The organism is Bacillus sp. C28GYM-DRY-1, from assembly GCF_030519405.1.
Taxonomy (GTDB): Bacteria; Bacillota; Bacilli; order Bacillales; family Bacillaceae; genus Bacillus; species Bacillus spizizenii_A.
Window position 1 is genome coordinate 221,841 of the sequence record NZ_JAUMKF010000001.1, and the last position, 26,002, is coordinate 247,842.

General features: G+C 42.9%; 24 protein-coding genes and 1 pseudogene. 20 read left to right on the top strand and 5 right to left on the bottom strand.

The window, feature by feature from the left end; genetic code table 11:
- The first annotated feature begins 70 nt into the window (after positions 1-70).
- The 19 genes from Q3W56_RS01105 to Q3W56_RS01195 all read left to right on the top strand — a co-directional run bounded on the left by Q3W56_RS01105 (position 71) and on the right by Q3W56_RS01195 (position 21,009).
- Positions 71-328 carry a DUF3243 domain-containing protein gene (locus Q3W56_RS01105; protein ID WP_003220996.1) on the top strand — a complete coding sequence of 86 codons (258 nt, stop codon included), beginning with the start codon at positions 71-73 and terminating at the stop codon, positions 326-328.
- Positions 329-457: 129 nt separating this feature from the next.
- Positions 458-1,249, top strand: coding sequence for a DUF3388 domain-containing protein (locus Q3W56_RS01110; protein WP_003220998.1), 792 nt, complete (start codon positions 458-460; stop codon positions 1,247-1,249).
- Between the two features lie 18 nt (positions 1,250-1,267).
- Complete coding sequence (rodZ, locus tag Q3W56_RS01115) at positions 1,268-2,182, top strand: cell shape determination protein RodZ (protein ID WP_483298514.1); 915 nt, start codon at positions 1,268-1,270, stop codon at positions 2,180-2,182.
- Between the two features lie 49 nt (positions 2,183-2,231).
- Entirely contained in the window at positions 2,232-2,813 is a 582-nt protein-coding gene (gene pgsA / locus Q3W56_RS01120; RefSeq protein WP_302894205.1) for a CDP-diacylglycerol--glycerol-3-phosphate 3-phosphatidyltransferase, read from the top strand.
- Positions 2,814-2,830: 17 nt separating this feature from the next.
- Entirely contained in the window at positions 2,831-4,081 is a 1,251-nt protein-coding gene (locus Q3W56_RS01125) for a competence/damage-inducible protein A (RefSeq protein WP_019714459.1), read from the top strand.
- Positions 4,082-4,253: 172 nt separating this feature from the next.
- Positions 4,254-5,300: a recombinase RecA gene (gene recA / locus Q3W56_RS01130; protein ID WP_019714460.1), complete on the top strand. Its 1,047-nt coding sequence runs from the start codon at positions 4,254-4,256 to the stop codon at positions 5,298-5,300.
- A 176-nt stretch (positions 5,301-5,476) separates the two neighbouring features.
- Entirely contained in the window at positions 5,477-6,652 is a 1,176-nt protein-coding gene (locus tag Q3W56_RS01135) for a serine hydrolase domain-containing protein (protein WP_302894206.1), read from the top strand.
- A gap of 276 nt (positions 6,653-6,928) precedes the next feature.
- Positions 6,929-8,491, top strand: coding sequence for a ribonuclease Y (gene rny, locus Q3W56_RS01140; protein ID WP_003221010.1), 1,563 nt, complete (start codon positions 6,929-6,931; stop codon positions 8,489-8,491).
- A 70-nt stretch (positions 8,492-8,561) separates the two neighbouring features.
- Positions 8,562-9,356 (top strand): 2',3'-cyclic-nucleotide 2'-phosphodiesterase, encoded by a 795-nt coding sequence (gene ymdB, locus Q3W56_RS01145; protein ID WP_019714462.1) that lies wholly within the window; start codon positions 8,562-8,564, stop codon positions 9,354-9,356.
- Between the two features lie 199 nt (positions 9,357-9,555).
- Positions 9,556-9,816: a stage V sporulation protein SpoVS gene (spoVS, locus tag Q3W56_RS01150; protein WP_003154135.1), complete on the top strand. Its 261-nt coding sequence runs from the start codon at positions 9,556-9,558 to the stop codon at positions 9,814-9,816.
- Positions 9,817-10,082: 266 nt separating this feature from the next.
- A complete protein-coding gene (tdh, locus tag Q3W56_RS01155) occupies positions 10,083-11,126 on the top strand; it encodes an L-threonine 3-dehydrogenase (RefSeq protein WP_019714463.1) in 1,044 nt (347 codons plus the stop codon).
- 13 nt (positions 11,127-11,139) lie between these two features.
- Positions 11,140-12,318 (top strand): glycine C-acetyltransferase, encoded by a 1,179-nt coding sequence (locus Q3W56_RS01160; protein WP_302894207.1) that lies wholly within the window; start codon positions 11,140-11,142, stop codon positions 12,316-12,318.
- A 144-nt stretch (positions 12,319-12,462) separates the two neighbouring features.
- Entirely contained in the window at positions 12,463-13,992 is a 1,530-nt protein-coding gene (gene miaB, locus Q3W56_RS01165) for a tRNA (N6-isopentenyl adenosine(37)-C2)-methylthiotransferase MiaB (RefSeq protein ID WP_003221018.1), read from the top strand.
- 1 nt (position 13,993) lies between these two features.
- Entirely contained in the window at positions 13,994-14,425 is a 432-nt protein-coding gene (gene ricA / locus Q3W56_RS01170; RefSeq protein ID WP_302894208.1) for a regulatory iron-sulfur-containing complex subunit RicA, read from the top strand.
- A gap of 260 nt (positions 14,426-14,685) precedes the next feature.
- A complete protein-coding gene (gene cotE, locus Q3W56_RS01175; RefSeq protein ID WP_019714466.1) occupies positions 14,686-15,231 on the top strand; it encodes an outer spore coat protein CotE in 546 nt (181 codons plus the stop codon).
- A 132-nt stretch (positions 15,232-15,363) separates the two neighbouring features.
- The gene (mutS, locus tag Q3W56_RS01180) at positions 15,364-17,940 is read left to right on the top strand and encodes a DNA mismatch repair protein MutS (RefSeq protein ID WP_302894209.1); all 2,577 of its coding nucleotides are present in this window, start codon (positions 15,364-15,366) and stop codon (positions 17,938-17,940) included.
- Between the two features lie 15 nt (positions 17,941-17,955).
- Positions 17,956-19,842 carry a DNA mismatch repair endonuclease MutL gene (mutL, locus tag Q3W56_RS01185; RefSeq protein ID WP_302894210.1) on the top strand — a complete coding sequence of 629 codons (1,887 nt, stop codon included), beginning with the start codon at positions 17,956-17,958 and terminating at the stop codon, positions 19,840-19,842.
- A gap of 599 nt (positions 19,843-20,441) precedes the next feature.
- Positions 20,442-20,702 carry a hypothetical protein gene (locus tag Q3W56_RS01190; RefSeq protein ID WP_302894211.1) on the top strand — a complete coding sequence of 87 codons (261 nt, stop codon included), beginning with the start codon at positions 20,442-20,444 and terminating at the stop codon, positions 20,700-20,702.
- Between the two features lie 73 nt (positions 20,703-20,775).
- Positions 20,776-21,009, top strand: coding sequence for a CPBP family glutamic-type intramembrane protease (locus Q3W56_RS01195; RefSeq protein WP_302894322.1), 234 nt, complete (start codon positions 20,776-20,778; stop codon positions 21,007-21,009).
- A 45-nt stretch (positions 21,010-21,054) separates the two neighbouring features.
- On the opposite strand, the gene Q3W56_RS01200 is transcribed toward Q3W56_RS01195, so the two are convergent.
- Entirely contained in the window at positions 21,055-21,510 is a 456-nt protein-coding gene (locus Q3W56_RS01200) for a regulatory YrvL family protein (RefSeq protein WP_302894212.1), read from the bottom strand.
- Between the two features lie 141 nt (positions 21,511-21,651).
- On the bottom strand, positions 21,652-22,209 hold the full coding sequence (locus Q3W56_RS01205) for a hypothetical protein (RefSeq protein WP_302894213.1): 558 nt from the start codon (positions 22,207-22,209) through the stop codon (positions 21,652-21,654).
- 120 nt (positions 22,210-22,329) lie between these two features.
- Here Q3W56_RS01205 and Q3W56_RS01210 point away from each other — a divergent pair, with 120 nt between their 5' ends.
- Complete coding sequence (locus Q3W56_RS01210) at positions 22,330-22,926, top strand: TetR/AcrR family transcriptional regulator (RefSeq protein ID WP_302894214.1); 597 nt, start codon at positions 22,330-22,332, stop codon at positions 22,924-22,926.
- Between the two features lie 171 nt (positions 22,927-23,097).
- Here Q3W56_RS01210 and ymzB read toward each other — a convergent pair whose 3' ends face one another.
- From ymzB to aprX, 3 genes and pseudogenes are all read right to left on the bottom strand, one after another.
- Complete coding sequence (ymzB, locus tag Q3W56_RS01215) at positions 23,098-23,454, bottom strand: protein YmzB (RefSeq protein WP_019714473.1); 357 nt, start codon at positions 23,452-23,454, stop codon at positions 23,098-23,100.
- A 77-nt stretch (positions 23,455-23,531) separates the two neighbouring features.
- Positions 23,532-24,357 (bottom strand): annotated as a pseudogene (locus tag Q3W56_RS01220) (MBL fold metallo-hydrolase).
- Between the two features lie 111 nt (positions 24,358-24,468).
- On the bottom strand, positions 24,469-25,797 hold the full coding sequence (gene aprX, locus Q3W56_RS01225) for a serine protease AprX (protein WP_302894215.1): 1,329 nt from the start codon (positions 25,795-25,797) through the stop codon (positions 24,469-24,471).
- Positions 25,798-26,002: the final 205 nt, after the last annotated feature.

Here is a 26,002-nt window from a genome sequence, read left to right on the forward strand (position 1 = left end):
TTCGGTGCATAGTTTCTTTTGCGACGGACACAATAATCATGTAACTTCACATGAAATGGAGGAAACGAGCATGTCAGTATTAGAAAACTGGGATAACTGGAAAAACTTCCTTGGTGACCGTCTGAACTATGCGCAAGATAAAGGTATGAGCCAGGATACGATTACAGATCTTGCGACAGAAATCGGCAGTTACTTGGCTAATGAAGTGGAATCTAAGAACGAGCAGGAAAAAGTGCTGGCAGATCTTTGGAGCGTAGCATCAAAAGATGAACAGCACGCAATTGCCAATATGATGGTCAAGCTTGTTGAAAATAACAGCACTCACTAAGAAGAGAGGGGATTTTTCCTCTCTTTTTTATGTTTTCCTCATCACAGCAACATTCTTCTTTCTAATTAGAGAAAAATGCTTTATGATAAAGGAAGGTAAAATTTTGCCACAATGAAGGGGGTATATCATTTGGCAAAGCTCGAATGGTATTTTGAATACGAAATTCAAGTGAACCGCCCCGGACTGCTCGGGGATATTTCATCTCTTCTTGGGATGCTTTCTATTAACATCGTAACGATAAACGGCGTCGATCTTTCCAGAAGGGGAATGCTTCTCAGGTGCCGCCATATAGATCAAATTAAACGATTAGAATCAATCTTAAAAACGATGGAAACAATTAAAGTAACGAAGCTGAGAGAACCGAGGCTTCGTGACCGTCTTGCCGTCCGTCACGGCCGTTACATTCAAAGGGATGCCGATGACAAGAAAACCTTCCGCTTTGAACGGGACGAGCTTGGCTTATTAGTCGATTTTATGGCCGAACTGTTCAAAAAAGAAGGCCATAAATTAATTGGAATCAGGGGGATGCCGCGTGTCGGAAAAACGGAATCGATTGTGGCCTCGAGCGTGTGTGCAAGCAAAAGGTGGCTGTTTGTGTCATCAACCTTGCTGAAGCAGACGATAAGAAGCCAGCTGATTGCCGATGAATACAGCACTGAAAATGTCTTTATCGTTGACGGAATTGTGTCAACACGAAGAGGATCAGAACGCCATCTCCAGCTGGTCAGAGAAATCATGAGGCTGCCTGCAACAAAAGTGGTGGAGCATCCGGACATATTCGTTCAAAATACAGAGTATACACTAGATGACTTTGATTATATTATTGAACTTAGAAATGACCCTGATGAGGTTATTACATATGAACATGCCGAAGAACCCCAAATGTTTGATCAATCCGGGTTTTCAAGCTTTGATTTTTAAAATTGGAAGGTGTTTGTTGTGACTGAACTAGGAATCCGGCTCAAAGAAGCCAGAGAGGAAAAAGCAATGTCATTGGATGATCTCCAAGCGGCAACAAAGATTCAAAAAAGGTATTTAACTGCCTTGGAGGAAGGAAACTATGACATTATTCCGGGGAAGTTTTATGTTCGGGCATTCATCAAGCAATATGCGGAAGCTGTCGGGCTTGATGCGGATCAGCTGTTTGAGGAGCATAAAAAAGATATCCCAAATACGTATCATGACGATGTGTCTGAAAAGATCTCCGGCATGAATCCTCAAAAGGAAATGCCAAAACCGGCATCTAAGGTGCTGGAACTGCTGCCAACGATACTTGTCATTCTCGGCGTCATTGTCGTGATTGCGATCGTGTACGCGATCATTCAATTTACGAATCACAAAAACAGTGATGATAACAATGCCGCATCTGAAAAAACAATTACACAAAGTGAAAGCAAGTACGAAATCCCAAAAGATTCAACGCTAAAAGAGAATCAAAGCAACAGCTCTGAAAAAGAGACAGATACTAAAAAAGTAACGAAAGAAAAAGAAGATAAAAAAGAAGAAAGCGACAGTGATAAACTGGAGATTAAAGCAACTGGCACTGAAGGATCATTAACGACTTATGAAGTGTCCGGCGCTGATAAAATCGAACTCGAACTGAAGGCATTAGACAGTTCTTGGATTCGTGTGCGCGATGAAAACAGCAGTTCGTTAAAAGAGGGAACGCTGAAAAAAGATGAAACCTATAAAAAAGATATAACTGATCAGAAAAAAGTTGAAATCCGCACCGGATATGCACCTAATCTGAAAATTAAAATCAACGGTAAGGTTCTCTCATATGAACTTGATCCGAAACAAGTGATGGCACAAACCATAAAGATTGTAAATAACCAGGAAGAAAAGTCATCTTAATTACCAGATGACTTTTCTTCACGTCCGAGTATGAAATTGGAGGGGCTTTATGTTTAACTTACCAAATAAGATCACACTAGCTAGAATCGCATTAATCCCAATCTTCATGATTATCATGCTGGCGCCATTTGACTGGGGCAGGCTCAAATTTGGAGACGAATCGATTCCGGTCGCACACTTGGCGGGGGCTATCTTATTTATTATTGCATCCACAACAGACTGGATAGACGGATATTATGCTCGAAAACTGAATCTCGTTACAAACTTCGGGAAATTTTTAGATCCGCTTGCGGACAAACTGCTTGTATCCGCAGCGTTAATTATCCTTGTTCAATTTGATCTTGCTCCGGCCTGGATGGTCATTGTGATTATCAGCCGGGAGTTTGCCGTGACAGGTTTAAGGCTTGTCTTAGCTGGAACAGGAGAAGTTGTAGCTGCTAACATGCTTGGTAAAATTAAAACCTGGGCACAAATCATTGCGGTTTCCGCATTGCTTCTTCATAATCTTCCGTTTGAACTTGTGTCATTCCCGTTTGCTGATTTAGCGCTGTGGGTAGCTGTCTTCTTTACTGTCGTATCAGGCTGGGAATATTTCGCTAAGAACTGGGAAGCGTTAAAAACATCTAACTAAGAAAGAAGGACTTCGTCATGGAATTTCCAAAAAAAGCAGAAATTATTGCAGTCGGTTCAGAGCTGTTGCTTGGCCAGATCGCTAATACAAATGCTCAGTTTATTAGCAAACAGCTCGCTGAAATCGGAGTGAACGTATTTTACCATACAGCAGTCGGAGATAACCCGGAGCGGCTGAAGCAGGTCATCCGTATTGCTGAAGAACGCTCTGACTTCATTATTTTTTCAGGAGGTCTTGGACCGACAAAAGATGATTTGACGAAAGAAACGATTGCAAATGCGCTGGGGCGTCCGCTTGTGTTAAATGATGAGGCGTTCCAATCCATTGAGGACTATTTCAAACGAACAAAACGCACGATGTCACCCAATAACCGAAAACAAGCGCTTGTGATCGAAGGATCTGACGTACTGGCAAATCACTTTGGAATGGCACCGGGAATGCTCACTGAGCATGAATCGCGCTTTTATATGCTTCTTCCTGGGCCGCCAAGTGAATTGCGTCCCATGTTTGAAAATGAAGCAAAACCTCTTCTGATGAAAAAGATGGGTTCCAATGAAAAAATTGTGTCAACCGTTCTTCGCTTTTTCGGTATCGGAGAATCTCAGCTTGAAGCCGATTTGGAAGATATTATTGATGCACAAACCAACCCGACAATCGCTCCATTGGCGGCAGATGGAGAGGTAACGCTTCGTCTGACAGCCAAGCATGCTGACGAAAAGGAAACAGAGCGTCTGTTAAAAGAAACAGAGGCTGTTATTTTAGAACGTGTCGGTGAATTTTTCTATGGTTACGATGATACTTCTCTTGTAAAAGAGCTTTCTAAAGCATGTAAGGAAAAAGGCCTTACGATTTCCGCGGCGGAAAGTTTTACCGGCGGGCTGTTTTCTGAATGGCTGACGGATCTGAGCGGTGCTTCAAAACGATTTGCCGGCGGCGTCGTTTGCTATACAAACGACGTGAAACAGAATGTGCTTGGCGTCAAGAAGGAAACATTAGATCAATTTGGCGCGGTCAGCAAGGAGTGCGCATCAGAGCTGGCAAAGGGTGTTCAAAAGCTCACTGGCAGCGACATCGGCATCAGCTTTACCGGTGTAGCAGGACCGGATACTCAAGAAGGGCATGAGCCTGGACATGTGTTTATCGGTATTTCAGCAAATGGAAAAGAAGAGGTGCACGAGTTTCACTTTGCGGGTTCCAGAACGGGAATCAGAAAACGCGGTGCTAAATACGGCTGCCATTTACTCTTGAAGCTTTTAGAGCGAAAATAATATTTTCAGTACCTTATCCTCCTAAGAAAACATGATTTCTCTGATACATTATGTTATTTTGATAGAAATCACGACAAGAAAAAATCCGAATATGCGTTCGCTTTTTTCTTGGCAAATCCCTTCAAACAGGGTATAGTATATGTAGTGGTAGCATAAAGGAGGAAAAAATAGAATGAGTGATCGTCAGGCAGCCTTAGATATGGCTCTTAAACAAATAGAAAAACAGTTCGGCAAAGGTTCCATTATGAAACTGGGAGAAAAGACAGATACAAGAATTTCTACTGTCCCAAGCGGCTCCCTCGCTCTTGATACAGCACTGGGAATTGGCGGGTATCCGCGCGGACGGATTATTGAAGTATATGGTCCTGAAAGCTCAGGTAAAACAACTGTGGCGCTTCATGCGATTGCTGAGGTTCAGCAGCAGGGCGGACAAGCCGCGTTTATCGATGCGGAGCATGCGCTAGATCCGGTATACGCGCAAAAGCTCGGAGTCAATATCGAAGAGCTTTTACTGTCTCAGCCTGATACAGGCGAGCAGGCGCTTGAAATTGCGGAAGCGCTGGTTCGAAGCGGTGCAGTTGACATTGTTGTTGTCGATTCTGTGGCAGCTCTCGTGCCGAAAGCGGAAATTGAAGGAGACATGGGGGATTCACATGTCGGTTTACAAGCACGCTTAATGTCTCAAGCGCTTCGTAAGCTTTCAGGGGCCATTAACAAATCGAAGACAATCGCGATTTTCATTAACCAAATCCGTGAAAAAGTCGGCGTTATGTTCGGGAACCCGGAAACAACTCCTGGCGGCCGTGCGCTGAAATTCTACTCTTCCGTGCGTCTTGAGGTGCGCCGTGCTGAACAGCTGAAACAAGGCAACGACGTAATGGGGAACAAAACGAAAATCAAAGTCGTGAAAAACAAGGTAGCCCCGCCGTTCCGTACAGCCGAGGTTGACATTATGTACGGAGAAGGCATCTCAAAAGAAGGCGAAATTATTGATCTTGGAACTGAACTTGATATCGTGCAAAAAAGCGGTTCATGGTACTCTTATGAAGAAGAGCGTCTTGGCCAAGGCCGTGAAAATGCAAAACAATTCTTGAAAGAAAATAAAGATATCATGCTGATGATCCAGGAGCAAATTCGCGAACATTACGGCTTGGATAATCACGGAGCAGCTCAGCAGCAAGCTGGAGACACACAAGAAGAACTCGAATTTGAAGAATAAAAATAAAATAAGTTTGAAATGATACAAAAGGCTGAGTTAAAAAACTCAGCCTTTTTGTATTTTTGCAAAAACATGATAAAAATCTTGCTTTTTTTGACAACTTTTTCAGTGCTTTATTCGTCTACAAAACGTGTGCAAAATGGAATTTATTTTGGGAGGAAAAGAGGAAAAAATGAATGACAAGCCCAACCCGCAGAAGAACTGCGAATCGCAGACGGAGTAAACTAAATAAAAGAGGAAAACTTTTGCTTGGTCTTTTAGCTGTGATGATTTGCTTTGCGATTTTGAATGCGCTACACCGAAATAGTAAAGAGAACGAGCTATCTCAAGAAACTGCAGCTGTTTCAGATAACGGCCAGAAAAAAGAAGTCAAAAAGAAAACCGCCAAAAAAACAGAGGAACAAATCAAAACAGTCGACCTTAATCAAAAAATCAGCAATTATTTAAAAGAGATCGGTTTCAGCGGTACAGCCATGATTGTCAGAAATGGAGAAATCGTAACAAATAAAGGTTTTGGTTATGCAGACCGTAAACACCACATTCAAAATAATCCGTTGACATCTTTTTATGTCGGTTCATCACAAAAAGCATTGATTGCAACCGCTATTTTGCAGCTTGAGGAAAAGGGGAAACTGCAAACAAGTGATCCGGTAAGCACATATTTACCTCATTTTCCTAACGGTCAAACGATTACTTTGAAGAATCTGCTAACACATACATCGGGAATAAACGGACATATTGAAGGCAACGGGGCAATCGCTCCGGACGATTTAATACAAGACATAGAACGTCAGGGAATCAAACGCCAGCCGGGCGTATGGGACTATAAGGATTCCAATTATTCTGTTCTCGCTTATATTATTGCTGAAGTAAGCGGTGAGCCCTATGAACAGTACATAACGAATCATATTTTTAAACCAGTGGGAATGACGCATGCAGGCTTTTATAAAACATATCATAAAGAACCTTATCCTGCTGTCGGGTATAAGCTGAAGGGCAGCAGAATTGTTACACCGTATATGCTTAATTTATCTCAGTTGTATGGAGCCGGTGATATTTATATGAGCGCTATAGATATGTACAAATTTGACCAAGCGCTGATAGACGGCAAACTGTATTCGCAAAAAAGCTACGAAAAGATGTTTACGCCAGGGAGCAGCTCCACATATGGTATGGGATTTTATGTCGCTCCCGGGAGCTATTCAAACCATGGTGTCATGCCGGGCTTTAATATCTTGAACAGCTTTAGCAAATCAGGGCAAACCATTGTTATTTTGTTGTCAAACATTCAAAATAACGCTAAATTAGGCCAAGTGAACAATAAGATATACCAGCTTCTGAATCAAGAATAGTTTATGATCTTCTTTGGAAGGATTGCATTCGGCACGTAAAAAGACGGCAGGTCGGTAAACGTTAAGATGGCAAGCTTGACAAGTATTTCCGACACATTTACAATGAAGTTGTAACATTTGTTTTTTTAACATGATTGTTAAACCATTTTAAACTTGACAAGGGCGATGAAAATACTCATTCCCTGTGAAGGTTCTGTATGTTGAGAAAACTAGACAATGTACATGCCGACACTTATGTAAGCAACAACCAAGTTCATAGCAAGAGGAGGTGAAAGTATGACCCCAATTATGATGGTTCTCATCTCCATTTTGCTGATTCTACTCGGTTTAGTTGTTGGCTACTTTGTTCGTAAAACCATTGCCGAAGCGAAAATTGCGGGCGCACGCGGTGCAGCCGAGCAAATTCTTGAAGATGCAAAGCGTGATGCTGAAGCACTGAAAAAAGAAGCTCTGCTTGAAGCAAAGGATGAAATCCACAAACTTCGAATAGATGCTGAACAGGAAGTTCGTGAAAGACGAAATGAGCTTCAAAAACAAGAAAACCGTTTACTCCAAAAGGAGGAAAACCTTGATCGCAAACATGAGGGAATTGATAAACGGGAAGCGATGTTGGAGAAGAAAGATCATTCTCTGAATGAACGACAACAACATATTGAAGAGATGGAAAGCAAAGTGGATGAGATGATTCGTATGCAGCAGTCAGAGTTGGAACGAATTTCGAGTCTGACTCGTGATGAAGCAAAACAAATCATTCTTGAGCGGGTTGAAAACGAGCTTTCACATGACATCGCCATCATGACAAAAGAAACTGAAAACCGCGCGAAAGAAGAGGCGGATAAGAAAGCGAAAAACATTCTTTCACTCGCCTTACAGCGCTGCGCAGCGGACCACGTTGCCGAAACAACGGTATCAGTTGTCAATCTTCCAAATGATGAGATGAAAGGACGTATCATCGGACGGGAAGGGCGTAACATTCGTACGCTTGAAACGCTGACAGGAATTGACCTGATTATTGATGATACGCCTGAAGCTGTCATTCTTTCTGGATTTGATCCGATCAGACGTGAGACAGCAAGGATTGCTCTTGATAAACTCGTTCAGGATGGCCGTATTCATCCGGCACGGATTGAAGAAATGGTTGAAAAATCTCGCCGCGAGGTCGATGACTATATTCGTGAGATGGGGGAGCAAACGACATTTGAGGTTGGCGTTCACGGACTCCACCCAGATCTCATCAAGATCCTCGGCCGCTTAAAGTTCCGTACAAGCTATGGTCAAAATGTGCTTAAGCATTCTATGGAAGTCGCATTCTTGGCTGGTTTAATGGCATCGGAACTTGGAGAAGACGCAAAGCTTGCTAAACGTGCGGGACTTCTTCACGACATCGGGAAAGCAATTGACCATGAAGTAGAAGGAAGCCACGTTGAAATCGGGGTAGAGCTTGCAACCAAATATAAAGAGCACCCAGTCGTGATTAACAGTATTGCATCACACCACGGGGATGAAGAGCCGACTTCTATTATCGCTGTCCTGGTAGCTGCAGCAGATGCGCTTTCAGCTGCAAGACCTGGCGCAAGAAGCGAGACGCTCGAGAATTATATTCGAAGACTTGAAAAGCTCGAAGAAATTTCTGAGTCCTACGAAGGTGTTGAAAAATCATTTGCCATTCAGGCTGGACGTGAAGTGCGTATTATGGTGAAGCCGGATTCAATTAATGATCTTGAAGCTCATCGACTGGCGCGAGATATCCGTAAGCGAATTGAGGACGAGCTCGATTATCCAGGTCATATTAAAGTGACAGTGATCAGAGAAACTCGAGCCGTAGAGTATGCAAAATAAAGTGATGCGCTAAGCATCACTTTATTTTTTTGACGGCTAAGAAATTTTTAAGATAGAAGGGAATTACAAAATGAGGATTTTATTTATCGGAGATGTCGTCGGTTCACCGGGCCGCGACATGGTAAAAGAATATGTACCAAAGCTAAAAACAAAATATAAGCCGCACTTTACCATTATTAATGGTGAAAACGCCGCACATGGAAAAGGATTGACTGAAAAGATTTATCACAGCCTAATCCAGTCCGGCGCAGATGCCATCACGATGGGGAACCACACATGGGATAAAAAAGAAATTTTCGATTTTATAGATGATGTTCCGAACTTGGTTCGCCCCGCAAACTTTCCTGAAGGAACACCGGGGAAAGGGATCACATATGTGAAAGCAAACGGCAAAGAGCTTGCCGTCATGAATTTACAAGGGCGTACGTTTTTACCGCCGCTTGATGACCCGTTTTTAAAAGCGGATGAGTTGATTGCCGAAGCCTCGAAAAGAACGCCGTACATTTTTATCGACTTCCATGCCGAAGCGACAAGTGAAAAGCTTGCACTCGGCTGGTACACAGACGGACGGGCATCAGCTGTCGTTGGAACTCATACACACGTGCAAACAGCGGATAACCGCATTTTGCCGAAGGGGACGGCATATATTACTGATGTAGGGATGACTGGACCATACGATGGTATACTGGGGATGGACAGAGAAACGATTATTAAGCGATTTAAAACGAATCTCCCGGTCCGTTTTACTGTCGCTGAAGGAAAAACAACACTGAGCGGGGTCGTCATTGACATTGACGATCAAACGAAAAAGGCTGTCAAAATTGAACGTATTCTAATCAATGATGATCACATGTTCTTTGAATAATTGAACATATGGTTATTTTATAAAAATATTAAAAAGAAAAGCAGGAATATAGCAACTCCTTAGTGAATATAGTAAAAATGGAAGGTAGCCCGCTATTTTTGAAAAGCATTGTGGGGATGGCTTTTTGGATAGCAACATCTAATAATGATTGTTCTAATGAACACTCACTTATCCATTGTAAAACTAAGGGGGAGCAGAAATGGAAATCTTAAAAGTTTCAGCAAAATCAAGTCCAAATTCAGTGGCAGGTGCGCTTGCAGGTGTGTTAAGAGAGCGAGGAGCCGCCGAGATTCAAGCGATTGGAGCGGGTGCATTAAACCAGGCTGTAAAAGCTGTGGCGATTGCCAGGGGATTTGTGGCGCCTAGCGGCGTTGATTTGATTTGTATTCCGGCTTTTACAGATATTCAGATCGATGGGGAAGAAAGAACAGCAATTAAATTAATCGTAGAGCCTCGCTAAAAACAAATAAAGCATTCTCAACCTGTTTGCCGAGGGCAAACAGGTTGTTTTTCATTTATTGTGATATTTTCTTCCTATAGTATTTTCAGCATGTAAATCGAGGAAATGCAAAAGTTAGAAATGATCTGGAACGTTTCAAAAAAAAATTTGCGCCCATTTTTCAAGACGGAAACTTTTGTCTTTCTCAGAGAGACAGTGATGTTTACGCTTATTCCATATCATGGTACAATCCGAATATAACAAGAAATTTTCAAGGAGGATTGTACATGCAGAGTGGAAAGATGAAAGCTCTAATGAAAAAGGACGTGGCATTCGGTGCTGTACTGACTGAAGTTCCCATTCCTGAGATTGAAAAACATGAAGTCCTCATAAAAGTGAAAGCTGCTTCCATATGCGGTACGGATGTGCACATTTATAATTGGGATCAATGGGCACGCCAGAGAATCAAAACTCCCTATGTTTTCGGCCATGAGTTCAGCGGGATTGTTGAAGCTGTAGGAGAGAATGCCGGCAATATAAAAGTAGGGGAATATGTGTCTGCGGAAACGCATATTGTCTGCGGTAAATGTGTCCCTTGCTTAGCCGGAAAATCTCATGTTTGCACCAATACAGCTATTATCGGGGTGGACACAGCAGGATGTTTTGCGGAGTATGTGAAAGTCCCCGCTGATAACGTTTGGAAGAATCCCGCCGATATGGACCCGGCGATTGCTTCCATTCAAGAACCTTTAGGAAATGCGGTTCACACAGTACTCGAGAGCCAGCCTGCAGGAGGAACAGCTGCAGTCATCGGATGCGGACCGATTGGTCTTATGGCTGTTGCGGTTGCAAGAGCAACAGGTGCTTCTCAGGTGATAGCGATTGATAAAAATGAATACAGATTGGCGCTTGCCAAACAAATGGGAGCCACACGTACGATTTCAATTGAAGAAGAAGATCCGCTCAAAATTGTAAGCGCTTTAACGAATGGGGAAGGAGTGGATCTCGTTTGTGAGATGTCGGGTCATCCCTCAGCGATTGCCCAAGGTCTTGCGATGGCTGCAAATGGCGGCAGATTTCATATTCTCAGCTTGCCGGAACATCCGGTGACAATTGATTTGACGAATAAAGTGGTATTTAAAGGACTTACGATTCAAGGAATCACCGGAAGAAAATTGTTTTCAACATGGCGGCAGGTGTCTCAATTGCTCAGCTCAAACGTGCTCGATCTTTCACCTGTTATTACCCATCAGTTTCCGTTAGAGGAGTTTGAGAAAGGATTCGAACTGATGAGAAGCGGCCAGTGCGGAAAAGTGATTTTAATTCCATAAAAGGGGGATAAACATGACGAAGGAATTTGAGTTTTTAAAAACAGAGCTTGATAAAATGAAGGAAAACCATACATGGCAAGAGATAAAACAGCTTGAATCAATGCAGGGCCCATCTGTCACAGTGAATCACAAAAACGTCATTCAGCTTTCTTCTAATAATTACCTCGGATTTACTTCACACCCAAGACTCATCAAAGCCGCGCAGGAGGGCGTTCAGCAATTTGGAGCAGGCACCGGATCAGTGAGAACGATTGCCGGTACATTTACAATGCATCAAGAACTTGAGAAAAAGCTGGCAGCCTTTAAAAAAACGGAAGCGGCACTTGTATTCCAATCAGGCTTTACAACAAATCAGGGCGTACTTTCAAGTATTCTTTCAAAAGAGGATATTGTCATCTCAGATGAATTGAACCATGCCTCTATTATTGATGGAATCCGATTGACAAAGGCGGATAAAAAGGTGTATCAGCATGTCGATATGAGTGATTTAGAGAGGGTGCTGAGAAAGTCAATGAATTTTCGGATGCGTCTGATTGTGACAGACGGCGTATTTTCCATGGATGGCAACATAGCTCCGTTGCCTGATATTGTAGAACTCGCTGAGAAATATGACGCATTTGTGATGGTGGATGACGCCCATGCATCGGGAGTGCTTGGCGAAAACGGCAGGGGGACTGTGAATCACTTCGGTCTGGACGGCAGAGTCCATATTCAGGTCGGAACGCTAAGCAAGGCAATCGGAGTGCTCGGCGGCTATGCTGCCGGTTCAAAGGTGCTGATCGATTATTTGCGCCATAAAGGCCGTCCGTTTTTATTCAGCACGTCCCATCCGCCGGCTGTCACTGCAGCTTGTATGGAAGCGATTGATGTCTTGCTGGAAGAGCCGGAGCATATGGAGCGCTTGTGGGAGAATGCAGACTATTTTAAATCTATGCTTGTGAAAATGGGTCTGACTCTCACGCAGAGTGAGACGCCAATTCTTCCTATTTTAATAGGTGACGAAGGTGTAGCAAAGCAATTTTCTGATCAGCTCCTATCTCGCGGCGTTTTTGCTCAAAGCATCGTTTTCCCGACTGTAGCAAAGGGAAAAGCCAGAATTCGCACGATTATTACCGCCGAGCACACTAAAGAAGAACTGGATGAGGCCCTTGACGCCATCGAAAAGACGGCTAAGGAGCTTCAGCTGTTGTAAGAGGAAGAGCATACTCTTCCTCTTTTGATTCCTTATTGATTATTATTCTCAATGATTGTACAATGATAGGTTGCCAGTTGTGCAGAGCTTCAATAACCTTTATACTGAAGGGTGGAAGTTTGGTTTGAAAGGAGAAATTATGACATGAATGAAAAGCAAAAATTAGAGAGCGGACAAGTTAATCCATCGGACAAAAAATCCGAGAAGGATTACAGCAAGTACTTTGAAGCTGTGTATATTCCGCCTTCCTTAAAAGATGCGAAAAAACGAGGCAAGGAAGCCGTTACTTATCATAATGACTTTAAAATTTCTGAACAATTTAAAGGTTTGGGAGACGGAAGAAAGTTCTATATCCGTACGTATGGCTGTCAAATGAATGAACACGATACAGAGGTTATGGCAGGGATCTTTATGGCGCTCGGTTACGAAGCGACAAATTCTGTTGATGATGCCAATGTGATTTTGTTAAACACATGTGCGATCCGTGAAAATGCCGAGAACAAGGTGTTTGGTGAGCTGGGGCATTTAAAAGCGCTGAAAAAAAACAATCCCGATCTCATTTTAGGCGTGTGCGGCTGTATGTCCCAAGAGGAATCAGTCGTGAATCGGATTTTGAAAAAGCATCCGTTTGTCGATATGATTTTTGGAACGCATAACATCCATCGCCTGCCAGAGCTTTTGTCAGAAGCATACCTTTCAAAAGAAATGGTCATCGAAGTTTGGTCCAAGGAAGGGGACGTTATTGAAAACCTTCCGAAAGTCCGGAACGGAAAAATTAAGGGCTGGGTCAATATCATGTACGGCTGTGACAAATTCTGTACGTATTGCATTGTGCCTTACACACGCGGAAAAGAAAGAAGCCGCCGCCCTGAAGAGATCATTCAGGAAGTGAGAAGGCTCGCAAGTGAAGGCTATAAGGAAATTACACTATTAGGCCAAAACGTAAACGCGTACGGAAAAGATTTTGAAGATATGACGTACGGACTTGGTGATTTGATGGATGAACTGAGAAAAATCGATATCCCGAGAATCCGTTTTACTACGAGTCATCCACGCGACTTTGATGACCGTCTCATTGAAGTGCTGGCAAAAGGCGGCAATCTGCTTGATCACATTCATCTTCCGGTTCAATCAGGAAGCTCAGAGGTTCTGAAGCTGATGGCCCGCAAATATGACAGAGAGCGTTACATGGAGCTCGTGCGAAAAATTAAGGCAGCAATGCCAAACGCATCTTTGACAACAGACATTATCGTCGGATTCCCGAACGAAACGGACGAACAGTTTGAAGAAACGCTTTCTCTATACCGTGAAGTAGAGTTTGACAGCGCCTATACGTTCATTTATTCTCCGCGTGAGGGCACTCCAGCTGCCAAAATGAAAGATAATGTACCGATGCGCGTAAAAAAAGAACGTCTGCAGCGTCTGAATGCATTGGTAAATGAAATTTCTGCTAAAAAAATGAAGGAATACGAAGGCAAGGTTGTCGAAGTATTAGTTGAGGGTGAAAGCAAAAATAATCCTGATATTCTTGCAGGCTATACTGAAAAAAGCAAGCTTGTCAATTTCAAAGGGCCGAAGGAAGCCATCGGCAAAATTGTCCGCGTGAAAATCCAGCAAGCGAAAACATGGTCGCTTGACGGAGAAATGGTAGGAGAAGCAATCGAGGTGAAATAAGATGACGCTCTACTCAAAAAAAGACATTGTGCAGCAGGCTCGAAACCTTGCAAAAATGATCTCTGAAACAGAAGAGGTTGATTTTTTCAAACGGGCTGAAGCGCAAATCAATGAGAATGACAAAGTGTCTACAATTATTAATCAGATTAAAGCCCTGCAAAAGCAGGCTGTCAATCTGAAGCATTATGAAAAGCATGAAGCACTCAAACAAGTAGAAGCAAAAATTGACGCGCTGCAAGAAGAGCTTGAAGAGATTCCTGTCATCCAGGAATTCAGAGACTCGCAGATGGTAGTAAATGACCTTCTGCAGCTCGTTGCGCACACCATTTCCAATCAAGTCACAAATGAAATTATCACGTCAACCGGAGGCGACCTCCTGAAAGGGGAAACCGGTTCGAAGGTGAAGCATTCAAATAATAGCTGTTCTCTCTAAACACGGTGCCTTTACAGGCCCGTGTTTTTTTATATTCAAATGGATAAAAATGAACTAAATAATCTATGTGCCAAGTGTTCAATTTGTTTTTCTCTGCTCAGCCGCAAGTAAACTTTATCGCACTTAAAAGTAAAGTTTCTAGGCGGGCCTGCATACAATGGAACAGAAACTTTGTATTTTTATATTTTATTTATAAAAATGCACACTAGACAAATGCCCAGCATAAGATAACACGAAGAAGAACAAGGAGGCATGCCGGAATGTCTGAATACAGGGAAATTATTACGAAGGCGGTAGTAGCGAAAGGCAGAAAATTCACCCAATGCACCAATACCATCTCCCCTGAGAAAAAACCGAGCAGCATTTTGGGCGGTTGGATCATTAACCACAAGTATGATGCTGAAAAAATCGGGAAAACGGTAGAAATTGAAGGGTATTATGATATAAACGTATGGTACTCTTACGCGGACAACACAAAAACAGAGGTTGTCACAGAACGGGTGAAATACGTAGATGTCATCAAACTCAGATACAGAGACAACAATTACTTAGATGATGAGCATGAAGTGATTGCAAAAGTTCTTCAGCAGCCTAACTGTCTAGAAGTGACCATTTCACCGAATGGAAATAAAATTGTTGTGCAGGCAGAAAGGGAGTTTTTGGCGGAAGTGGTAGGAGAAACAAAGGTAGTGGTTGAGGTCAATCCTGATTGGGAAGAGGAAGACGAAGAAGATTGGGAAGATGAGCTTGAAGAAGAGCTGGAAGACATCAACCCGGAATTTTTAGTAGGAGATCCAGAAGAATAAAAAAGGGACTAGGGGAGACAGTACCCCCAAGTCTCTTTTTTATATTGATATATCATTCTTTTATCACTTTTTGTTTATGTTATAATGAAGGCTGGAAAATAGAAACGTTGATACATAGTGAGGGATTAAACAATGGCCGGTTATACGCCTATGATACAGCAATATTTAAAAATAAAGGCAGAGCACCAGGATGCCTTTTTATTTTTTCGCCTTGGTGATTTTTACGAAATGTTTTTTGAGGACGCCAAAAAAGCGTCACAAGAGCTGGAAATTACGTTAACAAGCAGAGACGGCGGTGCGGCTGAAAAAATACCGATGTGCGGTGTGCCCTATCATTCTGCTTCCGCGTATATCGAGCAGTTGATTAAAAAAGGGTATAAAGTGGCTATCTGTGAACAGACGGAAGATCCGAAAGCCGCAAAGGGCGTTGTGAAACGTGAAGTGGTTCAGCTTATTACACCCGGAACTGTAATGGACGGCAAGGGTATCCATGAATCAGAAAACAACTTTATCGCATCTGTTTCCGCTTGCTCAAACGGATACGGGCTGGCGCTGTCTGATTTAACAACAGGAGAAAATTTGGCTGTCTTGATTGAACGGCTAGAAGATGTCATATCAGAAGTTTATTCAGTTGGCGCACGGGAAATCGTCGTTTCAGGCAGCCTGGATGCGGATACGGTCGCACAGCTGAAAGAGCGGTGCGGTGCCACGATCTCGATTGAAGATGGTGAAACAGACGAACACGTCATGATCATTGAGCATTTAGAAAATGAAGATGTGACAAAAACATTTTTGCGCTTGTATACGTATCTAAAGAGAACTCAAAAGCGCAGCCTTGATCATCTTCAGCCCGTACAGGTGTATGAGCTTGAGGAAGCGATGAAAATTGATTTGTACTCAAAGCGAAATCTGGAGCTGACCGAAACGATCCGTTCGAAAAATAAAAAAGGCTCTCTTTTGTGGCTGCTGGATGAAACAAAAACTGCAATGGGAGGCCGGCTGCTTAAACAGTGGATTGACCGGCCGCTTATTAGAGTCAATCAAATCGAAGAACGCCAAGAAATGGTGGAAACATTGATGTCTCATTTCTTTGAACGGGAAGATCTGCGTGAGCGGTTAAAAGAAGTATATGACTTAGAACGACTTGCAGGCCGCGTCGCATTTGGGAATGTCAATGCACGGGATTTGATTCAGCTGAAGGAATCGTTAAAGCAAGTGCCTGGCATCAAACAGCTGGTTGCTTCACTGGCTCATGACAAGGCCAAGGAACGTGCGGAGCGCATTGATCCTTGCGGGGATGTGCTTGAACTGCTGGAAGAAGCGCTGTACGCAAACCCTCCTTTATCGTTAAAAGAAGGGAACCTGATTAAAGACGGATATAATCAAAAGCTTGATGAATACCGTGACGCAAGCAAAAACGGAAAAGACTGGATTGCCCGCCTGGAACAGCAGGAGCGAGAATACACAGGCATTCGCTCTTTAAAGGTCGGTTTCAATAAAGTTTTCGGTTATTATATAGAAGTGACAAGAGCGAATCTGCATTTGCTTGAGGAAGGGCGCTATGAGCGGAAGCAGACGTTAACGAATGCAGAGCGCTACATTACACCTGAATTAAAAGAAAAAGAAGCGCTCATTTTAGAAGCGGAAAATAACATCTGCGAGCTGGAATACGAGCTATTCACCGAGCTGCGTGAGAAAGTGAAACTGTATATTCCGAGGCTGCAGCAGCTTGCCAAACAGATGAGCGAGCTTGACGCACTGCAGTGCTTTGCGACAATCAGTGAAAATCGTCACTATACGAAACCGAAGTTCTCTAAAGATGAAGTCGAAGTGGTAGAAGGCAGACACCCGGTTGTGGAAAAGGTCATGGACAGCCAGGAATACGTCCCGAACAATTGTATGATGGGCGATAATAGACAAATGCTTCTCATTACCGGTCCAAACATGTCAGGGAAGAGCACGTATATGAGACAAATTGCGCTCATTTCTATTATGGCGCAAATCGGCTGCTTTGTACCCGCGAAGAAAGCGGTGCTTCCGATTTTTGATCAAATTTTCACGCGGATCGGCGCTGCTGATGATTTGATTTCCGGACAAAGTACATTTATGGTGGAAATGCTGGAAGCTAAAAATGCAATTGTAAATGCGACGAAAAACAGCCTGATTCTGTTTGACGAAATCGGGCGGGGAACGTCCACTTATGACGGCATGGCGCTGGCACAAGCCATTATCGAATATGTTCACGATCATATCGGCTCCAAGACGCTGTTCAGCACGCACTATCACGAGCTGACTGTTCTTGAGGACAAGCTGCCGCAGCTGAAAAATGTTCATGTCCGCGCTGAAGAATATAACGGAACGGTTGTCTTTCTTCATCAAATTAAAGAAGGAGCCGCTGACAAAAGCTACGGGATCCATGTAGCCCAGCTTGCTGAGCTGCCGGAAGATCTTATTTCGCGCGCTCAAGATATTTTAAAAGAGCTTGAGCATTCTGGGAACAAACCGGAAGTACCGGTGCGGAAACCCCAAGTAAAAGAAGAACCGGCACAGCTGTCCTTTTTTGACGAAGCAGAAAAGCCGGCTGTTGCGCCAAAGCTTTCAAAAAAAGAAAAGCAAGTGCTCGATGCTATTAAATCACTTAATATATTGGATATGACGCCGCTTGAAGCGATGAATGAAATGTATAAGCTGCAAAAGAAATTACATTAAAACGGGGTGATGAATGTGGCAAAAGTCATCCAGCTGTCAGATGAGCTTTCAAATAAAATAGCGGCGGGCGAGGTTGTGGAGCGGCCCGCCTCAGTCGTCAAGGAATTAGTGGAAAATGCGATTGACGCTGACAGCACAGTCATTGAAATCGATATTGAGGAAGCAGGTCTTGCATCCATTCGGGTGCTTGATAACGGCGAAGGAATGGAAAATGAGGATTGCAAGCGTGCTTTCCGCCGCCACGCAACGAGTAAAATAAAAGATGAAAATGATTTATTCAGGGTGAGAACGCTTGGTTTTAGGGGAGAAGCACTGCCGAGTATCGCGTCAGTCTCTCATCTGGAGATGACGACCAGCACCGGTGAAGGAGCAGGGACGAAGCTCGTACTCCAAGGAGGAAATATCATTTCCGAATCACGTACCTCAAGCAGGAAGGGAACCGAAATTGTCGTTTCCAATCTGTTTTTTAACACACCGGCCCGCTTGAAATATATGAAAACCGTTCATACAGAGCTTGGGAACATTACAGATGTGGTCAACCGTATTGCACTTGCCCATCCGGAGGTATCGATCCGCCTGCGCCATCATGGGAAAAACCTGCTTCAAACGAACGGGAACGGAGATGTGCGCCATGTACTGGCAGCGATTTATGGCACAGCTGTCGCCAAAAAAATGCTTCCGCTGCATGTGAGCTCTTTGGATTTTGAAGTAAAGGGATATATCGCTCTCCCAGAGATCACACGGGCGTCGAGAAACTATATGTCGTCTGTGGTCAATGGCCGTTACATTAAAAATTTCCCGCTCGTCAAAGCGGTTCATGAAGGATATCATACGCTTCTGCCGATCGGACGCCATCCAATTACTTTTATAGAAATTACGATGGACCCGATTTTAGTTGATGTCAATGTGCATCCATCGAAGCTTGAGGTCCGTCTCAGCAAGGAAACAGAGCTTCATGATTTAATTCGTGACGGAATTAAAGATGTGTTTAAACAGCAGCAGCTGATTCCAAGTGCCCAGCTCCCGAAAAGATCAGCACCTGCCATCAAAAATGAGCAGCAGTTCATAACCTTTGATGAAAAGCCTGCTGAAAGAAAAGTTCCGGAAAAAGCGCCTGCACCATCTTATTCGCCAATGAAGCTCAGCTCAGTCGTGAAAGAGCCGGTTAATACGGAGGAAGAATGGCCCTCTGCCCAATTTAATTCGCCATCTATTGTTGATCAGGAACAAAGCATTGAAGCGCCTGATGTTTCAGAGGATCAGCCTGTGGCACTTGAGCAGGAACACCATCAAGAAGAACAGTCGGAGCCAACGTCTGAGCGGGTTCCGATTATGTACCCGATCGGCCAGATGCATGGGACTTATATATTGGCGCAAAACGAAAACGGCCTGTATATTATCGACCAGCATGCCGCCCAAGAACGTATTAAATACGAATATTTCCGTGAAAAGGTGGGGGAGGTTGAGCCTGAGGTGCAGGATATGATCGTGCCACTGACATTCCACTACTCCACGAACGAGGCGCTGATTATTGAACAGCACAAACAAGAACTCGAAAGCGTCGGTGTCTTTTTAGAGTCATTCGGCTCAAACAGCTACATCGTCCGCTGCCACCCGGCCTGGTTTCCAAAGGGGGAAGAAGCTGAGCTGATTGAAGAAATCATACAGCAGGTGCTCGATTCCAAAAATATTGATATTAAAAAACTGCGCGAGGAGGCAGCGATTATGATGAGCTGCAAGGGCTCCATCAAAGCAAACCGCCACCTCAGAAATGACGAAATCAAAGCGCTTCTGGACGACCTTCGAAGCACATCAGACCCATTTACATGCCCGCACGGCCGTCCGATCATCATTCACCATTCTACGTATGAGATGGAGAAGATGTTTAAGCGTGTGATGTAGCGGGGTTTGGCGAAGGGGTAAATTTAGCATTGAGACATTCTTTGAATGGATCAATGCTTTTTTTGTACTCATTTGGTGTAATACGTTAAGAATCAGTTTTGAAACGTTCAAAATAGTGACAAGGGTTATACTTTCTAATGAGTTTATGGATATATCTCATACCATAATAAATTGTTTGCAAATAATTGAAATAAATGTATATTTTGAGTTAAGGAGGTGGGAATATGACAATCGAACCGAATAGAATCATCCTTTTGGATGAGCTTGAGCATGAGATTGAAGGAATTATTTATGAATGCAGAATCTAAATCAAATCAGCATTGTTTTGCTTCCTGTTTTATGAACAGGGAGTTTTGTTTTTCATTGAGAGCGTTTGGGCTGTCGTCCAATTTTATAAATGAATAATCTTAAAGTAAAAGGAGGGTGTTTAGTGTGATTGAAATGTATTTGGGGCGTTCATTCTATTCTTATTGATCTACGAACCGATATATGGATACATTGATTTTCAAAAGTTTAAAAGAAACATTAAGACTGGTGAAAATGGAAATGAGAGAGTGAAGTATTATGTTCGTATAATGATCAGATTATGGGGTCCAGTTTTGTTTATTTTAGCTTTAGTGGCTTTTACCGATCTCTCATTCAAACAAATTGGATTCACTATGCCGACAATACATACAGATCCTCTCGGTCCGCTTGCATCCTATCTTTTGCTGGGATTAGGTGTTTTATATGTAATCCTTGTGATGTATTGTATTATTGGTTTCACGTTTAGTCCGAAGACCAGGAAAGATATAATAAATAAAAAAGCGGAAGAGTTAAAGACCTCGGCTGCCGCGCCCATCCTGCCTGTTTCATTGTAATGAGAAAAAGGTTTGGAATTATGTATCCTTAACAGCCGGTGTAACGGAGGAAATCATTTATAGAGGGTTTTTAATATTTGTTCTTGTGTTTTTGTTCCCGCAAGTTTCAATCTGGGTCATCATCCTGCTTGCATCACTCCTTTTTGGAGTAGCTCATATATATCAGGGGCTGTGGCAGGGAGTGATCAGAACTTCACTGGTTGGGGCTTTGTTTTCTGCTTTATATATCATCATTGATTCTATTATTCCACTCATCATTTTACATTTTACATTTTCTTATGGATTATTTAGCAAAATTAGACGATGAGAATGATATAAAAGCAAAAACCGCTATGAATCATCATAGGCGGTTTTAAGCCGCTTTCCCATTTGGCCGGTCATCAAAGGCAAGTTCAATGAAAGCCATCAACGCTGATATCACAACAAGAAAGACATCTGGAATATATATAGACTGCATAAAGTAATCTGCAAAACAGATCGTTATGAAATTGCTCACAAAGTACAGTATAAAAGCAAAAAGTGCAGTCTTTTTCAATGAGAGTGATCTTGCCAAAATTATAGAGACAACCTTTGTGAGTGGGTCTATGATCAAGCCGACAGCAAAACAGACTAAAATAAATAAAACTAATGTTTGATTTGAATCATATGTGAGGCCCAGTATGGAGAATAATCCTTTTAACCCAAAGAAATAGCCGCCGAGGATCACTACAAGTGCAATGGCAACGATGAAAGTGATCGATACAATTCCGATTAATCTTGATCTCAGGCTACAATCTTTAGAGTGCTCGTTCTGTTCTTTTTGGCTCATGTATGACACTCCCTTCACCTGCTTACTCATACCCTTGAAGGAGCCCAAAAGATCTATAAGTCTGTTTTCTAATGAAAATAGTATAACATATTTTTACAAGAAAATGGTCCTTTCCGCTGGGGAAGGACCTTTTTCATCGTGTTAACTCCTGAGATTCGCCGAAGCTTTCTCTTTTTTTGGCCAAATAAAATAGCTGGCTGTAATGAGAAAATCAATGCCTATGATGACAGTCCACAGTTTTAGAATGCCGCTCAATGCCTCGGTTCGGGCAGAATCGTTGATAAAATAGATTATCCCTGCTAATAGTCCCGCACCAATAAGGTAGGCTAGCACATGTTTGATCCAGCCTTTCGCATAGTGCTTGGCATGATCCATTCCAAAACGTTTCATCGGTTTGGCGCCTTTTTTTGTCACATAATATTGAAATGTTTCATCTGCCCATTGAATCATTTGTTTCCCATAGGCGATCGATACCCCGATGTAAACAGCAGCAATCCCGTGGGCAGCAGTCGCTGAGGCTCCGCGGTAAAGGTCCACACCAGTTGCCGCTAATAAGATCAAATCAATAATTGGAGTTAAGGCAAGGAATAGCAGTCCTAATGTATGCTGTTTGAATAGGTAGCGTACAGATAGCCCTAAAACAATCACAATCCAAAACGCAATTTCACAGAAGACAATCATCCATGCGATACCGTTCAATCCATCTCCCTCTTTTCAATACAGCTGTATTATGTAAATAATATGTTACCACCTTTGTTTTTGCAACACAACTGTATTATAAAAATTGCTCTCTTATTCTTTTCTTGTTACAATAAAGCTATGCCAAAACAAATTGACCATGAGAAAAGAAGAAAAGAAATTGCAGAAGCAACGTGGCGGGTGATTTTAGAGCGGGGGATGGAGGGAGCCTCAGCCAGAAACATTGCAAAGGAAGCAGGATTGTCATTAGGTGCGCTGCGCCATTATTTTTCTACTCAGGATGATCTGCTTGTTTTTGCAATGAAACTCGTTAAAGAAAAGGTGATGGCCCGAATTAAGGACATTACGATGAGGGATATGCCCCCTAAGGAAAAAGTGTTACATATTTTGCTTGAAATTGTCCCAACGAATGAAGAAACGGTTAGAGAGATGGAGGTGTGGTTTGCTTTTACGGTTTACGCCAGACATAAACAGGATATGTTTGATGCAAATCATGACGGGATTTACAGCGGCATGCGGAATCTGATTGCCTATTTAGATGAATTCAATTTACTGAGGCAGGATGCTGATAAAGATATTGAAGCTGAGAGACTTTACGCGCTTATTGATGGCTTGGCTTTGCATGCGATGCTTGACCCTATGAGAGTGAATAAAGACAGAATCAAACGTGTCATTATGCAGCATGTTGAATCAATTTGTGTAAATGGGAACATATGAGACAGAGGGGAGGGAATATTGATCAAGCTGTAAAAAGAAACGGGTCAAATCACTAAGTATAGAATGCATAAACGATATACTCCTACGCGATATACTTTTGAAAGAGACCATGTAAAGCAGCGCCTTTGAATGAAAGCTCAAAGGCGCTAAGCTGTATGATTTAATTGACTGTTAGCTGTGCTGGACATCAAATGTATAGACTGCACGATCTGTTATAACCTTCAATCCTTCGTTTTCTTGGTGAATATGCATATCGCCTAATAAAGGAATCTCATAGGCATTTTGCGGAAGCGGTACGTTGCCGTCCTCAGTGAATGTTGTTCCTTCGCCTTCTAAAACGAGTTCTTCTTTTGCAACATAGTCATCAGGATGATTCGTGCTGCGTATACCCACTTTTTGAAGGTGGAGAACAATCTGATCCAAGTCTGAAATCTCTTCATCATGGGTCAATTCACCTTTTCTAATATCAAGCGTTTGGCCGACTTTTGATTCCAGCCATTGAGAAAGCTGTGTATTCGTGTGTGCCATCAATATTCCTCCTTTTATCTACACGATACTATTCCCAATTGCTGCATCTTTTACACGGAAAAGAGCCGCCTCACCCTCTATGTATAAAACAATTCGCTGTTCAGAGCCTTGATATAACGTACGGCAGAACGCTGGACCGCTTCGCCGGCATTCTCTTTGACAACTTTTGAAAAAGCATTATCAATCCGGTTAAATTGAAGCGGTTCTACTTTGGCTGCTATTTCTTCAACTTTGGAGGCGGGGAGGGGAATGAGATTTGGATAGCTGTACATAAAGCTGACCCAGTTCCGATCCGCCGTAACTGTAATGATATCCCCGGTCAATAGGAAGCCTTTCCTAGCATTGCCGCTGCTCCAATGAAGAACGGCGCCGCCCTTAAAATGTCCGCCCAGGCGGTAAAGGTCCAGTCCCGGCTTCATGTTAAGAGTTTCTCCTGTCCAGAAATGAATGTAATTGCTGGGCCTTGTCAACCCATTCTTTGTCATCCTCGTGAATATAAATCGGAGCCTGAAACGCTTCAGCCCATTCAACCTGAGTAGAGTAATAATGTGGATGAGACAAAGCGATGGCTTGAATACCGCCTAATTCTTTCATTTGGTCAATTGTGTTTTGGTCAAGATATGAAATGCAATCCCATAGCACGTTGAAGCCCTTATGCTGGATCAAATGTGCTGTTTGTCCGATCGCAAACTCTGGTTCCGTTTTGATGCTGTAAAGATGCTCTTCTTCATTTTTAAGGATGTTTTGAAGGTTTCCTTTTTCATGCATGTCTTCAAGGGTTGTCCAAGATTGTACATCCGGATGAATATACTGCCTTTCATCATCGCATATCAGACATGAGTTCGGCGGCTTTACACTCTGCGCATGTTGTACTCCGCATGTTTTGCAGATATAATATGGCAGCTTTTCCAGATCCTTTATCTATTTTTCGTTATCTTATCCTATTATTATGAAAATTGAAAACATAAAACCGGCAAGTCTGCTGAGGGAGAATTACCGGCTTTTTAATGCTGTCTATTGGCCAGGAACGGAATTTTCCGCGTTGACGGCGCCCGCTCCGTAAACATTCGGATCTTCATCTTTCCATTTGTCCGTGCCATTTTTCAACAGCTCTTTTACTTCATCAGGTGTAAGGTCCGGATTTTGCTGAAGGATTAAAGCAGCAATTCCTGCACAGATCGGAGTTGCCATCGACGTTCCTGACATTGTAAAGTACTGAGATCCTACACGGCTTGACTTTTGAAGCTTATCGATATAAGAATTCGGAGAGCGAAGGGAAATGATATCAACACCCGGCGCTAAAATATCGGGCTTTACTTTCCCATATACTGTCGGCCCGCGGCTTGAGAATGAAGCGACCGTATCATCATCGCTGTTTGCGGTATTGTTATCGTCAAGGGCACCTACTGTAATCACCTTTTCGCTCACGCCTGGGCTTGCAATCGTTTGTGGATCAGGCCCTGAGTTTCCGGCAGCGACACAGACGACAATCCCTGCGTTCCACGCTTCGTCAACCACTCTGACTAACGGGTCTTCCTGTTCATTATCATATCTAAGCGCATCGCCACCAAGCGACATACTGATAATATCAATCGGTTCATTCGGGTTGTCCTCATTGTATTGAATACACCATTCTACACCTTCAATAATATCTGCTAACGTTCCTGAACCTTGCTTGTTCAAAACCTTTACACCGATTAGATTGGCTTCCGGTGCAGGCCCGCGGTATTGGCCGGAAGAGGATGCGCCGCTGCTTGCGACATCACCTGCACAGTGTGTGCCATGGCCGTTATCATCATACGGTTCTGTTTTTTGATTGACCAAGTCCGCAAATCCGATAATTCTGTCTTCTAAATCAGGATGCGGGTAAATGCCTGTATCGACAACAGCGACAGTAACACCTTTTCCTGTCAGGGTTTGCCCGTTTCTGATGACTTCCTTCGCATGGCTTGCTTCGGTTGCCGTGTCTAGAAGCGCTTTGATTTCGCGGTTTAAATACACTTTGCGAATATCGCTGCATTCAGAAAGAAGGGAATGTAACGCTGAAGGGGTAACCTCCGCGGTGCAGCAATTGATTTTATTGAAGCGGCTTTTTAGCTTGCTGCGCTTTTCTTTTTGCAGCACCTCTCCAGCCATTTGAAAGCCGGTCTCTTGACAGCCTTCTTCAAATTCAATAATGACTGACATTTTTTTTCTGTTTTTCAATTTGGTTTCAAAAAACTGATGCAAGAAGCAAGGAGTCCATTTGAAGGGCTTGTAAAGCTGCAAGACGCTCTCCCGCAACGGCCAATCTAGCTTATGAGCATTTGCTCTCACCATTTGTACCATAGAGTACCCAAACATGTATTTTCCTCCTATTATAATGTTCTCTGTATACTCTATGAATAGATGGTAGCTTTGGTAAGTTTGTTTGTCCTTTAGAAGAGGTGGATAAGAGTTGGTTTTTATGAATCTTTCAATCAGATTCAGAAGTCATGGCAATCATTGGGGATTGAAAAAGAACATTTGTTCGCGTTATAATGAGGTCATATCAAACTGGCAAGGGGAG

What these genes read in the sequence shown, in the direction of transcription:
- Q3W56_RS01125 (WP_019714459.1), top strand. Translation starts at nt 2,831, where the DNA reads ATGGAATTTCCAAAAAAAGCAGAAATTATTGCAGTCGGTTCAGAGCTG.
- tdh (WP_019714463.1), top strand. Translation starts at nt 10,083, where the DNA reads ATGCAGAGTGGAAAGATGAAAGCTCTAATGAAAAAGGACGTGGCATTC.
- miaB (WP_003221018.1), top strand. Translation starts at nt 12,463, where the DNA reads ATGAATGAAAAGCAAAAATTAGAGAGCGGACAAGTTAATCCATCGGAC.
- Q3W56_RS01105 (WP_003220996.1), top strand. Translation starts at nt 71, where the DNA reads ATGTCAGTATTAGAAAACTGGGATAACTGGAAAAACTTCCTTGGTGAC.
- mutS (WP_302894209.1), top strand. Translation starts at nt 15,364, where the DNA reads ATGGCCGGTTATACGCCTATGATACAGCAATATTTAAAAATAAAGGCA.
- recA (WP_019714460.1), top strand. Translation starts at nt 4,254, where the DNA reads ATGAGTGATCGTCAGGCAGCCTTAGATATGGCTCTTAAACAAATAGAA.
- spoVS (WP_003154135.1), top strand. Translation starts at nt 9,556, where the DNA reads ATGGAAATCTTAAAAGTTTCAGCAAAATCAAGTCCAAATTCAGTGGCA.
- Q3W56_RS01200 (WP_302894212.1), bottom strand. Translation starts at nt 21,510, where the DNA reads ATGAGCCAAAAAGAACAGAACGAGCACTCTAAAGATTGTAGCCTGAGA.
- ymdB (WP_019714462.1), top strand. Translation starts at nt 8,562, where the DNA reads ATGAGGATTTTATTTATCGGAGATGTCGTCGGTTCACCGGGCCGCGAC.
- ricA (WP_302894208.1), top strand. Translation starts at nt 13,994, where the DNA reads ATGACGCTCTACTCAAAAAAAGACATTGTGCAGCAGGCTCGAAACCTT.
- Q3W56_RS01135 (WP_302894206.1), top strand. Translation starts at nt 5,477, where the DNA reads ATGACAAGCCCAACCCGCAGAAGAACTGCGAATCGCAGACGGAGTAAA.
- Q3W56_RS01210 (WP_302894214.1), top strand. Translation starts at nt 22,330, where the DNA reads ATGCCAAAACAAATTGACCATGAGAAAAGAAGAAAAGAAATTGCAGAA.
- aprX (WP_302894215.1), bottom strand. Translation starts at nt 25,797, where the DNA reads ATGTTTGGGTACTCTATGGTACAAATGGTGAGAGCAAATGCTCATAAG.
- cotE (WP_019714466.1), top strand. Translation starts at nt 14,686, where the DNA reads ATGTCTGAATACAGGGAAATTATTACGAAGGCGGTAGTAGCGAAAGGC.
- ymzB (WP_019714473.1), bottom strand. Translation starts at nt 23,454, where the DNA reads ATGGCACACACGAATACACAGCTTTCTCAATGGCTGGAATCAAAAGTC.
- rny (WP_003221010.1), top strand. Translation starts at nt 6,929, where the DNA reads ATGACCCCAATTATGATGGTTCTCATCTCCATTTTGCTGATTCTACTC.
- Q3W56_RS01160 (WP_302894207.1), top strand. Translation starts at nt 11,140, where the DNA reads ATGACGAAGGAATTTGAGTTTTTAAAAACAGAGCTTGATAAAATGAAG.
- pgsA (WP_302894205.1), top strand. Translation starts at nt 2,232, where the DNA reads ATGTTTAACTTACCAAATAAGATCACACTAGCTAGAATCGCATTAATC.